At 77.7% G+C, this 1,254-nt stretch carries 1 pseudogene; it reads left to right on the top strand.

Annotated features, from left to right (window positions below):
* Positions 1–728: 728 nt before the first annotated feature.
* Positions 729–1,172, top strand: a pseudogene (locus ACWGH4_RS35220) (DUF6597 domain-containing transcriptional factor); the annotation flags it as partial.
* Positions 1,173–1,254: the final 82 nt, after the last annotated feature.

Below are 1,254 nucleotides of genomic sequence, written 5' to 3' on the forward strand. Positions count from 1 at the left end.
GGCCTCCGGAGGGGGGTGTCCGGAATGGCTGTCCTCACCGCGCTGCGCGCGAGTTGCGACGCTTTACTTCCGGACACCCCCCTCCTCCGACCCCACCCCCCTCCCGCCCGTGCCGCCCCTTCGGCCGGTGGTCCGTCCATGCGGGACGGTGGTCAGGCCTCTGGGCGGGGGCAGCTCCACGCTGGGGCGGCGAGTCGGCCTTGGGTGGCGGCTTCGGTCGGGCCGGCCTTCGAGTGGTGCGGGCCTTGGGCCGGGCCGGTGTCCGGTCCGTCGGCGGCGGCAGCTCGGGTCGGGTCAGGCTTCGAGTGGTGCGGGCACCTGAGCCGGGCCGGTGTCCGGTCCGTCGGTGGGCGGCCGGGCGGCGGTAGCTCGGGTCGGCTCCCAGTGGTGCGCGCCCTGGGCCGGGGCCGGTGTCCGGTCCGTCGGTGGGTGGCAGGGGCCGTAGCGCGGCGCGAAGCTGCCGCTCGGGGGTGTGGGGGCGGCAGCCCCCGCAAAACCTGTTCGCTCTCCCTGGGAGAGGACTGGGGGCGTCAGCCCCATGGGGTCCGGGGCTTGCCCCGGTTTCGGGGAAGGGGCGGGGTGGGGAAAGGCTCCCGCGCAGCGGCACGGGCCGGGCCGCGGACGGTTGTTCGGGGGTGTGGGGGCGTCAGCCCGCGCCGGCCCCCGCCCAGGGGACGTCGCCCCCGTGGGGGAGGGATACGACCCCGCAGGGGCATAGCCTCGGAGACATGTACGCGGAGCGCGCCTCGGTCGTCCCCGGCGCCGTCGTGTGGACGCGGAGTGCCGGTCCCGGAGCCGGCCCCGTGCTGCCCGACGGCTGTATGGATCTGCTCTGGTCGGAGGGGCGGCTGCTCGTCGCCGGGCCCGACACGCACGCGCACGCCCCCGGCGAGGGCGGATCCTGGGCGGGGGTGCGGTTCGCGCCCGGGAGTGCGCCCGCCGTGCTGGGGGTGCCCGCGCACGAGCTGCGGGACCGGCGGGTGGAGCTCGCGGAGCTGTGGGGCGACGCGGACGCGCGCAGGCTCGCCGAACGGATCGGCGAGGCCCCCGACGAGGCGGCGGAGCTGGAAGCGATCGCCCTGGAGCGGGCCGTGCCGACGGACCCGCTGCTCGGGGCCGTCGTACGGCACCTGGACGCCGGAGGCACGGTCGCCGCCGCGGCCGACGCGCTGCGCGACGCCGGGCTGATCAAGGCATGACGCCGGTGACCGCCGAGGAGGGGACGACGGCGCCGGCGGAGCGGCGGTCCGGCAT

It is taken from the genome of Streptomyces sp. NPDC054847, assembly GCF_053610925.1.